We start from the raw sequence: 11,679 nt of genomic DNA, 5'->3' as shown, positions 1-11,679 counted from the left end.
GCAAGTGAATTTTACCATAAAAATCCCCGGCCTTGAAGATGTATGGATCACAAAAGTGGAGAAAATGGAAGATCGTATTGCGCTTCATGTAGAAATGGCTGTCAAGGTACATAAGTGTCCCAGCTGTGGGGAAAGGACTAAGAAAATTCATGATTACCGGATCCAAAAGATCAAACATTTAAAGTGGTTTGAACGGTTGACGTACCTCTTCTACAAAAAGCGCCGCTATGCCTGTTCGTGCGGGAAGAGATTTGCGGAGGACAATCCTTTTGTTCATCGATATCAACGGCTTTCTATCGAGTGGAATCAGGCAGTATCCGTTCGGATCGTGCAAGCGAAGACATTTAAGGAAACTGCCCAGCAGTTTGGTGTCTCCGTATCAACTGTCATGCGCAGGTTTGATCGTTTGGCCGTAAAGGAAATGACAGAGGTTCAAGAACTGCCCAGGGTGATCGCCATCGATGAGTACAAGGGAGATACAAAGGAAGGAAAATATCAATTGATTATTGCTGACGGGGAGACAAAGGAACCGATTGATATCTTGCCAAACCGAAAAAAGAAGACCATCAAGGATTATCTCCAAAAACATGGAACCAATGTGGAAGTGGTCATTATGGATATGAGCCCTTCTTTTAAAGCAGCTGTCCGAAAGGCGTTGGGGAAGCCAGTTATTGTTTAGGAACTTCCTAAGGGCAAGGGCAAGAATACTTCTTTTACATAAGTATAAAAAAATTGGAAGTCATGTTGGGTAGGTGAGATTCCATCTCACTCCACCCCAACATTTGACATAGAACCTTTTTGTTTTACCTGCATCATATGGTCAATCTTTTTTGTAGTTCCTGCCTCTTTAACATAATCTCTCATAAACTCTTGTTCTTCATTTTCCGACATAATGATATACTTTACCGATCGTACCACCTTGATAACTCCAAAGGTAGTTATGATCTTCGTCGCCTCTTGAAAAGTCTCCATCAAGTAGGGCGAGACATTCTTCTTTTCTTAACAAAATGGCTCTTTGAGACGATTGCAAGCACATCGTTAATCGTTTCAGGGATAGCCCCCACTTCTGTTCGGCTCTTACTTTGCTGAGGTGAGTCATTTTATGCAACACAGCAATGACGGCCTCTTGTGCTGGGTTTTCACCAAGCTAAACCTTATAGCTTATACCACCAATTGGTTGCGTTTGCTCGATAAATTCTTCGCTGGGGACACCTGCCGGTTCTGCTTTTTTCTTCATTTTCAGTTCTTTTTTTCATGATTATGTACCAAATACTGGTAGCTTCCATATAAAGAAAGCAGTACTACACTTACCGAAACAGCTACAATGAGCAATACCTTTTTCATAAAGCCCTCCTCCGATTCCTTAGAATAATTGTTTTCAGTTACCCAGTAGCATCTTTGAAAAATGTTCATGACCAACATGAGGGCGCCCGTTAATTTTTATCACTCGTTAAAAACACTTTTCCTTTACGAGGTTCTAACGTAGCATCAATAGCCTGCTTTATATTCGATAAATCGTGTTGGGAATGCACTTTTGCCAAGCGCAATTTCCGGTCCTCCAAGAGTTTGAATAACAATTGGAAGGTTTGTTGCCATTTGTCGATTGACACCTTTTTATTCCAGTTTCGTAAATGGAACATTGTTGCTTGCAATTTGGCTTCATTGTAAATGTTTTTCCAGTTTACTTGGATGCCTGATAAAAGGCCAATCGCTAAAAATAGGCCATTAGGTCGAACACAAAATGCCAGTTCCTCTCCAGCCTTGCCTCCGATTGAATCGATAGCCGCATTCGCCCCCATCCCCTTTGTTATGTCCATGACTGTCTCATACAGCGGTTCTCTGGAAGTATCTATTACATGGGAGACCCCAAGCTGGAGAAGGTCTTCGGTATATTGGTTGCTTCTGGTGATCGCAACTAAGCGAAAACCCAATATGGTTGCAAACTGGGCAAACATATGACCGATGGCGGAACCGCAGGCGTTTACAAGTAAAATGTCATTTGGTTTTAAACGTAAAACTTCGGTACATGCGACCCAAGCCGTAACGGGATTAATATATACTTGCGATGCGGTCATATCATCAATGGAGTCAGGAACGGGAACAGCCAATTCCGCCGATGTTTTGACAAACTCCTGCCATGTGCCTTCTCCCCGTAAAGGTAACACGCGCCTTCCGATGAGGTGCCGGGATACAAATGACCCGACATCTTTTACAATGCCAACTCCTTCATAGCCAGGTATATCCGGCAGTGAAATTCGATGGGCGTATGCCCCTTTAATCGGGATTAAGTCAGAAGGATTGATGGGCCGAACGAGCATGCGAACAAGGATTTCGTCATTTTTGGGGGGATCAATGCTTTTATATTCGATTTTTAATACGTCTTTCGGATTGCCAAATTCATTGTATGTTATACACTTTGCATTCAAGGGCTTTTTCTCCTTCTATCAAATATCTTTTCACTTTACAAAACGAATAAATGAAAGTGTGTAGTTGCAAAAAAGATGGCAGAGGCTTTTCAATAAAGTTGGTCGGCGCGTTTTGGGCACATTGGTCGGCTTTTTGGTAAAGTACCAGAGCCGATTTGAGAAAAAAATACCGGAATAGCTTGCCAATAAAAACGTTTTTATCACCTATGTTTGGATGTGTTTTCTGCAATATACTGCTTAAGCAATGTGACAATACTGTTGACGATATGAGACTTTTCATTGAAGCGCCATACTACAGATGTTTCTATAGTGGGACTAAAATCCAGTTCCTTAAAGACGACACTTGCAATTTGGAGATTTTTCATGGAAGAAGGAATCAGTGCAATTCCTAATCCTGATGAAACTAAAGCAATAACCGCCGTTGAAATATGTGCCGTTATGGTCAACTTTGGAACAAAACTCATCTTATGAAAGATAGACATAACCGTATCATAGTAAACAGGGCTCACTTTTCTGGGGGTAACTATAAATGTATCATCTACTAATTCCTGAATGTTAATGGGTGAATCTGATTGGGCTAACTTATGCGACTTTGGAAGGACTACAACGAATTTTTGTTTGCGAATAGGAATGATATGAAGGTTGCTTTTTTGAATAGGGGTACAAATGAATCCAATATGGATTTCCTCTTCTTGTAATGCTTTAAGCTGATCAACGGTGCTCATTTGATGCATCGTTATATCTACTTCCGTATTCACGCTTTGATATGATTGGATAATGGGAATCAGGTCATAGAGTGCTGAATCGGTGAATCCAATTGATAATTGTCCTTTTTCCCCTTTGTAAATCTTCCTTGTGTATTCACGCGCTTTTTCTATATCTATGAGTATTTTATACGCTTTCTCCAAAAAAGCTCTTCCTGCATCCGTTAATTCCACTGTTCGATTGCTGCGTTCCAATAATTTTACACCAATACTGTTTTCCAATTGCTTAATTTGCTGACTTAAAGGCGGCTGGCTCATATTTAAACGGCTTGCCGCCTTTGTAAAGTTCAATTCTTCGGCAACTGTGACAAAATATTTTAAATGTCGAAGTTCCATAACGATGCCTCATTTCTTTTGAACTATATTTATTTTATATCATAACAAAACTATTTGAATATTGTACATATTAATAATGGCATTCTATAATAAACAAAATTAGCAAAAGCTAGAGTGTGTTCTGTTCAAGTTGAGAAGGAGGAATGGTGATGGAATCAGACAATCAACAATTGGTTATTGACGGATGCATGTATCCAGTAGGTGATTTTGAGGGGTGTTCGGAATCGGTCCAAAAGTCTAAAATGAATGCTTTCTTTCTAACATTGCTTTCATTTGAAGGATTTTCGGAAACAATCCGTTCTATTGCTAACATATATAATGTCGTTGATCAGCAGGAAAAGACATTAGGTGTGGCAAGAACATATGCTGAACTGCAAAAGAATGCCGCTGCCGGAAAAAAATCTATCATTTTAACTTTTCAAGAACCTTATCCCATAGGTAATTCCTTAAATAATTTACGTGCTTTTTATGAAATGGGTGTAAGAGTCGTACAACTTACTTATAATAAAGCAAATTATATTGGTTCCGGTTGCACGGAAACAATTGACCGTGGTTTAACCGATTTTGGCAGAGAGATGATTCATGAAATGAATCGGTTAGGTATGTTAATAGATGTATCTCACTCGAGCAAATTAACAACACTTTCCGCTATTCAGGAGAGTGAAAGCCCGGTAGTGTTTTCTCATGCCAATGTTAAGAGAATCAGTCATATTCCGCGAAATAAAACCGATGAAGAAATAAAGTTGCTTGCTGAAAAAGGCGGTGTGATGGGTTTAACCCCTTGGGCGCCACTTTGTTGGAAAGGCGAGATCAATCAACAGCCGACTCTCGATGATTATTTAGATCATGTTGAATATGTGATTGATTTGGCAGGAATCGATCACGTTGGGTACGGCAGCGATGCACCTCCAGATGATAAGATTGATACTCCTGGTGTGCTGGAACAAGCTACATTATATCCGGAAGTAGTAGGGAAATATTATTCAAGTGTAAGTGAAGATTTTTCATTGGCGCATGCGAAGGATTTTAAAGGATCTAAAGAATTGGATCATGTCATGATGGGATTGAAAAAAAGAGGATATAGTGATGATGATGTAGATAAATTTATCGGAGGAAATTTTGCAAGGGTTATTAAGCAAGTTTGGAAATAAAGCATTTGTTCTTTGGATAAAAAGCACAGGATACGCTCTATACACTTGAGCGATCCTGTGTTTAAAACTAAATGTGGCGTTTTTTACCAAATAACCAATTTGGATGTGATGTGATGCTATCAACTGTAAAAAGATGGGAAGTGTATATGGGACTTTCCCAAGAAAAATCTGTTCGCCTTTTTAAGGAAATTTTGGAAAGTAGAGGTATTTCCTATCAAATATCTACATCTCATCCCCATTTTATGTATGATGATCAACATGAAAAAATCTTGATCCGCACTCCGGATTTTCATATTCAATTTATTTATGTTTCTGCGGATCCTTTAACAAGGATTTTTACAAATGTGATGGGGATATCAAAGCAACACAGTGGAATCACATTACTGTCATGCAAGTTTAAAAAGCAGTCTAAAGGGAGCTTTTATTCAGTAATGAAAAGCTTTGTCCACAATGCGCCAAGTGATCCATGGCACATTACATCACATCCCCGTTTTCGGTTTGCCGTTTTGTTACAGCTCATTACCAAGTATAAATGGAAACGGATTGATGACTTTGGTCAATAAAAGGAGTGTGAATCATATATGAAAAATAAAGGGAGTTGGTATTCGCTGCCAACCTATGAAAAGATCTTTTTGATAGGGATGATTATATATATCATTATTTTATTTTTACCATGGACTTATCACCAGAAAATTTTAAATATTTCATCTTGGGTGTGGGGAGCACAACTTTTACAATTTCTCATACCGGCGGTTGGAATTCCTATTTTCTTTCTATTAAAAAAAGGTTCTCCCAATGAGAAGGATTAGAAAGGGAGGTAAGGTTTATGAGAATGACTGAATTGATTATTGTTATGATTTATTTCATTTTTTTAGTGGTACTCGGTCTTATTACGCAAAAAAAAGTATCATCTTCTGATTCGGGAATTGATGAATATTATGCGGCTGGAAAAAGAATTGGGCCGGTAGTTAATTCGATAGCGCTGCTTTCGGCAGCCGGCAGCGGCGGAACTTTTATGGCAAGTGTAGGAACGACATGGGAGCTGGGACTTCCATATATTACTTCTTTTGGAATTGGATGCTCCGTAGGATTTATGTTAGCTGGCCTTTTAGTGGCAAAGCCATTGAGAAATTCCGGAAAAATTACAATTTCCGAGTTTCTCATTGACCGATATGAAGGAAGTGTCTTTTTAAAAGTTTTGATTCCAGTGATCATCATTGTTGGTTCAGGAATGTATTTAATGTCACAAATGAAAGCGGGAGGTCTCGTTACATCATATATCACGGGCTGGCCTTACGAATGGGGCTTGGTCATTATTGCACTTGTTTTTATTTTTTATGTTTCGCTGGGAGGAATGTTGGCTGTCACTTGGACAAATGTTCTTCAGGGAGGCTTAACATTACTGTTAACATTGGCCATTATTGTAGCAGGAATTGCCCATTTACCAATGAAGTGGACCGATTTTATAGCTCATGCGGCTGAAATAAATCCGACATTGGGAACCTTCGGTGAATCATTTTCCGTTTTAACCTATATAGGGGCATTTGTTACATGGGCTGCCGCTATTAGTGTAACCCCGCACTTGATTATGCGTATATTTACATCTGATAATGCGGAGTCTGCGAAATTAACATTAAATTATACAACACTCGTGTATGCTTTTGTTGTCATCGCTCCGGCTTACACAGTCGTTCCGCATGTTGCAAATTTGGGACAATCCGTTATGGAGAATTATTCTTCAGACATGTGGATGCTTCTCATTGCGGAAAAGTTTTTTGGGCCTGTCATGATGGGAATCATCGTTGCAGCCATATTAGCCGCGATTATGTCAACAACAGACTCATTATTATTGGCGCTAAGCAGCGCGGTTGCTTATGACTTATACAGTGGAGTGATAAATCCCAACGCAGGAAAGGAGAAAATATTAAAGGTTTCCGTCATACTAACATGGGTCATTGGGATTGCTGTCATGTTACTGTCACTAAATCCCCCGGCATTTTTAATGGTCTTTTATACAGCGGCTCTGGGGCTAATGGTTTCTGCCTTTTTCGTCCCATTATTGCTGGGAATATGGTGGAAAGAAGCCAATACATCGGGAGCCATCGCCGGAATGCTTTCAGGGGCAATTAGCTTTTTAGTTGCATTTACACTTTTCGAACTGCCGCAAAACTCCGAGATTCTAATTTCGTTACCATTATCATTTATCATTATGTATGTTGTATCTCTCAGGACTAAGAAAAATTCAGAACATGTTTTGAAAAAAATGGATGGATACCATAAAAATGCCCACTCTTGAAGTTTACTTTTTAACGCTTAGCCAGTAAACGTGTTTCAAAGCTGTCCGCAGTGAAAGGTGGATCAGAGTTTCAGCTTGCATTGGAAAAGGCACTGCCTGTCATAGCTGCTGTTACTATCTTCTTAATAACCTGTGGTCGGCTTGAATGATTGTGAGGAATTGGCAAGTGGTTTTTTTAAAGTAAATAAGACTTGCATCTATATGTGTCAAATCAAGATGGGATCAATCAATTGGCTTGGAAATATGGAATAAAACGTTGGACTGAGCGGGAATCGCTCGAACTTTCCATTGGAAAGGGAACTGGAAATAGATATGTCTATAGATTCAGATAAAGAAGAATATTCAGTTATACATCAAAAAGGAGGGGGTGGGACATAAGTTGAAAGCTGATTGATATTCGTAAAAATCGTGACAATAAAATCGCATGGAATTCAGGTTTTTAAACTTGATTCCATGCGGTTTACTCATTTTAGGGTTCTGTTCCGGCCTCTTATCAGTTGAAATACCGGGGAGCTTATTTATTATTGCAATAAGAACTTTTTGGAGATGAGGATGTGTTTTAGTCACATTCTATACATCGCGTATAAGAAATCTTTTCCCTTTCATACTTTCAGATAATTACGCATTATAAAAGTTTATCTTATGATGTAATCTAAACTAGAAAATGGAGGGGGAAAAATATGTTAGCAGGTGTAGCTGATCGTTTTGCAAAAGTTGTTCAACGGTATTTGCCGGATGCTTTTGTGATTGCTGTTCTTATGACTGTATTCGTTTTTTTCATTGCTTTGTTAATGAATCCAACTGAATCCGGCAAGATTGTTTCAGCTTGGGGAGATGGATTTTGGGCCTATTTGGCTTTTACAATGCAAATGGCCCTGTTATTAATGACTGGAATGACTTTAGCTTCAGTACCTATTATGAACAGAGGCTTGGCTAACCTTGCGAAATTGGCAAACAAACCTTGGAAAGCCTACTTGATCACTTTTCTTGTTTCAGCAGGTGCCTATTACATTAACTGGGGCTTGGCCGTTGTAGTCGGCGCGATTATCGCTAGAGAAATTGGGAAAAGAAATGAAAACGCTCATTTTCCATTGCTCGTAGCTTCCGCTTACTCAGCCACTATATTGTTTCCAGGAGGAATTTCCAGCTCAATTGGATTAACAATTGCAACAAAAGGTCACTTTTTGGAAGAAGTGATGGGGGTTATTCCCACATCAGAGACATTATTTCACTCTTCCACAATCATTATCTTTTTATCGCTTGTGGTGACCATGTCGATTTTTATTATCTTAATGTCTCCAAAGAAAAATATGATTCGTTATCAACTCAAAGATGGTGAAGAGCGGCCATCTACTCGTAAGGAAACTGATACAAGCAAATTAACGCCAGCCTTGAAACTGGAATACACTCCTATTTTGGGAATATTGATTGGAACAATTGGCATTTTTTATACAATTATTTCTTTTGCAGGCGGACGAGACTTGGACTTGGACATTATTAATCTGTTCTTTTTATCACTCGGCTTATTATTACATCGTTCATTGGGGCAATATGCAAAAGCTTTTATGGATGTGTCAAAGTCGATTTCACCTATTATTCTCCAATTCCCTTTCTACGCTGGTATTATTGCGATATTGACAAGCTCTGGGTTAGGGCAACTGCTGATTAATGGGATGATTTCCGTTGCAACACCCGAGACGTTCAATGTTTTCAGTTATTGGGTGGCCGGTTTGGTAAACATATTTGCACCATCCGGAGGCGGACAATGGGCATTGCAAGGTCCTTTGCAGATCCCAGCTGCAATTGAACTTGGAGTAGATCCTTCCAAAACGGCGATGGCGGTCGCATGGGGAGACGGCTGGACAAACTTGATCCAACCATTTTGGGCATTGCCCATTCTATCAGTTGTGGGACTTCATATTCGCGATATTATGGGCTATTGTATCTTGCTGAGCATATTGGTTGGAGCTGTAACAAGTGTTTTGATTTACTTTTTATATTAAGCATAACCCAGAGTGGGAGGTTCAGCTTTTGGCCGAACCTTCTTTTATTTAGAACCTTGAGCGGCGTGATTTTTTCAGAAGAAATACTCTCCGACTTGGCATGGATACTATCGAGAAAGTGAAAATCCTTCCCAAACCTTACAGCCATACGTGGTTTTTCCATAAATTAGAAATCCTATCCACATCCAAGCTATGTCCACTTCACTTTGAGCGGTATACTATCCAGATTAAGGAAATCCTCACCCAAATTTAAAAATCCTCGCCAAATTTCCAAAATACTACAAATATCTTTTTTTCATATGCCACTTATACAGCACGTATAAAAAGACTCTCTACATTATGATGAATTGGATAATGAAATCGTTATCATCTTGTTGGTAATATATAAATATGTTTTTGGAATGCTAGCGTCTTCACTTTTCCCTCTGTAATGTATGCGCTATCGTTTTCCTATAAGAAATCAAAAAAGGATGTATGTGATCATGGGTCAATTTATGGATAGTTTCATATCGACATTTAGCGGCTTTATGCAGGCTGCTCTCGTAACTTTGCAAATTACCGTTGTTTCGTTAGTGTTGGCTAGCGTAATTGGATTGTTCGTCGCACTTATGAAAATCTCTCATAAGAAAATGCTGTCGTGGCTTGCAAACATTTACATTGGTCTGATTCGTGGAACGCCGCTCATCGTTCAAATCATGTGGCTATATTTCGGAATTACGCAAATTGTGGTTTTATCGGCATTTTGGGCCGGGGCGATTGCGCTGGCGATTCACAGCGGCGCGTATATTGCCGAGATTTTCAGGGGGGCCATCCAGTCTATTGATAAGGGACAAATGGAAGCTGCAGAATCTCTTGGCATGACGAAAAAGCAAGCAATGAGGCGCGTTATTTTTCCTCAGGCGTTCAAGCGTTCCATACCTTCGTTGGGGAACCAATTTATTATCGGTTTAAAAGACTCTTCACTTGTAGCATTTATTGGAATTACAGAAATCTTCAATCTTTCCATGAGCCAGGCGGCCACCACATTTAGACAGCTTGAATTTTACACGATTGCAGGGATTTATTATTTAATTTTGATCGTTATTTTCACACTCATTACGAACAAAATTGAAAAACACCTAGACACGGGGAGAGTATAAGTATGATAAAAGTTGAAAACTTGCATAAGTACTTTAAGGATTTACACGTCCTCAAAGGAATTGATTTAGAAATTAAAAGTCAGGAAGTCGTTGTTATTCTCGGAGCAAGCGGATCAGGAAAAAGTACTCTCCTTCGATGCTTGAATTATTTGGAAGTTAAAGATGACGGTGAAATTTGGTTTAAAGATAGTAAAGTTGATTCGGCCAATATGAATTTAAATAAAATACGCGAAGAAATTGGGATGGTTTTTCAGCATTTTAATCTCTTTCCCCACAAAACAGTTATTGAAAATATTATCGAAGCACCTGTTATTGTCCGTAAGATGGAAAAGGAAAAAGCCGCCGTGCAGGGAATGGAACTGTTAGAAAAGGTCGGCTTGGCGGACAAGGCTCATGTCTATCCTGATAAGCTGTCGGGAGGACAGAAACAGAGGGTCGCGATTGCGCGATCATTGGCCATGAATCCTCGTGTACTGCTATTTGATGAACCTACATCAGCGCTTGATCCCGAACTGGTGGGAGAAGTATTACACGTCATGAAAGAATTGGCGCAAGATGGCATGACGATGGTTGTTGTCACACATGAAATGGGCTTTGCACGTGAAGTGGCGGATCGAATTGTATTTTTGGATCAAGGAGTCATCGCAGAGGAAAGCACTCCTGAAGAATTTTTTACAAATCCAAAAAGCGAAAAAGCGAGACAATTTTTAGGAAAAGTATTGTAACATACATTCATTTTTTTAGGGAGGGAACAATCGTGAAAAGATCAATTTTCGTAATAATGATGGCAATTCTATTGGTAGGACTGGCTGCTTGCGGTACAAAGGAAAGTGGCGAAAAAGCGGCAAGCGGTACCGAAAATAAGCAAAAAGAGGATTTTGTCTTTGCATCGAGCGGTCTATATCCGCCTTTCAACTATACCGAAAACAATAAGTTGGTCGGGTTTGATGTGGAAATTGGTACGGCGATTGCAGAAGAAATGGGCATGAATCCCAAGCCGGTGACGAATCCCTGGCAAACCATTATCGCCGCTTTGCAAACAGATAAATTTGACGCCATTATCGGAAGTATGGCGATTACAGATGAAAGATTGAAAGAAGTGAATTTTACAGACCCTTATTATGAGTCAGGTGCTCAAATTTTCGTCAGTAAAGACAATGATTCCATTAAAAACGCGGATGATTTAAAAGGAAAGACGATAGGTGTGGTCGTTTCCAGTACTTTTGAAGAAAATGCAAAAGAATATACAGATGATGTCAAAACATACGACAGTGATGTTACCGCGCTGCAGGATTTGTTGGTAAAGGGGCGTCTTGATGCCGTCATCACGGATCGACTTGTTGGAATGTATGCTGTCAACCAAAATAACTTGAAAATTAAACAAGTTGGTGAACCCATTTATTTAGATCAAATGGGGATAGCCATTCAAAAAGATGATGAAGAATTATTGAAAAAAGTAAACGAGGCTTTAAAATCAATTCAAGAAAACGGAACCTATGGCGAAATCAGTGAAAAATACTTTGGTGAAGATATTTCCCAAAAATGACAAGAAGGACAATACATG

General features: G+C 39.4%; 10 protein-coding genes and 1 pseudogene. 8 read left to right on the top strand and 3 right to left on the bottom strand.

Features of this window, described 5'->3' with window-relative positions:
• Positions 1-4: 4 nt before the first annotated feature.
• Positions 5-676: pseudogene (locus NST31_RS08120) on the top strand (ISL3 family transposase); the annotation flags it as partial.
• Positions 677-765: 89 nt separating this feature from the next.
• Here NST31_RS08120 and NST31_RS08115 read toward each other — a convergent pair.
• From NST31_RS08115 to NST31_RS08105, 3 genes are all read right to left on the bottom strand, one after another.
• Positions 766-918 carry a hypothetical protein gene (locus NST31_RS08115; protein ID WP_339164933.1) on the bottom strand — a complete coding sequence of 51 codons (153 nt, stop codon included), beginning with the start codon at positions 916-918 and terminating at the stop codon, positions 766-768.
• Positions 919-1,433: 515 nt separating this feature from the next.
• On the bottom strand, positions 1,434-2,426 hold the full coding sequence (locus tag NST31_RS08110) for a zinc-dependent alcohol dehydrogenase family protein (protein ID WP_339164931.1): 993 nt from the start codon (positions 2,424-2,426) through the stop codon (positions 1,434-1,436).
• A 200-nt stretch (positions 2,427-2,626) separates the two neighbouring features.
• Positions 2,627-3,526, bottom strand: a complete 900-nt coding sequence (locus NST31_RS08105; RefSeq protein ID WP_339164929.1) for a LysR substrate-binding domain-containing protein — start codon at positions 3,524-3,526, stop codon at positions 2,627-2,629.
• 149 nt (positions 3,527-3,675) lie between these two features.
• On the opposite strand from NST31_RS08105, the gene NST31_RS08100 reads away from it, so the two are divergent.
• The 7 genes from NST31_RS08100 to NST31_RS08070 all read left to right on the top strand — a co-directional run bounded on the left by NST31_RS08100 (position 3,676) and on the right by NST31_RS08070 (position 11,661).
• A complete protein-coding gene (locus NST31_RS08100) occupies positions 3,676-4,677 on the top strand; it encodes a membrane dipeptidase (protein ID WP_077112983.1) in 1,002 nt (333 codons plus the stop codon).
• Positions 4,678-4,790: 113 nt separating this feature from the next.
• Positions 4,791-5,240 carry a hypothetical protein gene (locus NST31_RS08095; RefSeq protein WP_339164928.1) on the top strand — a complete coding sequence of 150 codons (450 nt, stop codon included), beginning with the start codon at positions 4,791-4,793 and terminating at the stop codon, positions 5,238-5,240.
• Positions 5,241-5,503: 263 nt separating this feature from the next.
• Complete coding sequence (locus NST31_RS08090) at positions 5,504-6,973, top strand: sodium:solute symporter family protein (protein ID WP_339164927.1); 1,470 nt, start codon at positions 5,504-5,506, stop codon at positions 6,971-6,973.
• Between the two features lie 680 nt (positions 6,974-7,653).
• Positions 7,654-8,976 (top strand): TIGR00366 family protein, encoded by a 1,323-nt coding sequence (locus NST31_RS08085; protein ID WP_077112987.1) that lies wholly within the window; start codon positions 7,654-7,656, stop codon positions 8,974-8,976.
• A gap of 482 nt (positions 8,977-9,458) precedes the next feature.
• Positions 9,459-10,115: an amino acid ABC transporter permease gene (locus tag NST31_RS08080; RefSeq protein ID WP_077112988.1), complete on the top strand. Its 657-nt coding sequence runs from the start codon at positions 9,459-9,461 to the stop codon at positions 10,113-10,115.
• A 2-nt stretch (positions 10,116-10,117) separates the two neighbouring features.
• Complete coding sequence (locus NST31_RS08075; protein ID WP_339164926.1) at positions 10,118-10,840, top strand: amino acid ABC transporter ATP-binding protein; 723 nt, start codon at positions 10,118-10,120, stop codon at positions 10,838-10,840.
• 32 nt (positions 10,841-10,872) lie between these two features.
• On the top strand, positions 10,873-11,661 hold the full coding sequence (locus tag NST31_RS08070; RefSeq protein ID WP_077112990.1) for an ABC transporter substrate-binding protein: 789 nt from the start codon (positions 10,873-10,875) through the stop codon (positions 11,659-11,661).
• Positions 11,662-11,679: the final 18 nt, after the last annotated feature.

It is taken from the genome of Siminovitchia sp. FSL W7-1587 (assembly GCF_037963795.1).
Taxonomy (GTDB): Bacteria; Bacillota; Bacilli; order Bacillales; family Bacillaceae_C; genus Siminovitchia; species Siminovitchia thermophila.
This window is presented reverse-complemented; position numbering and strand designations above follow the sequence as displayed.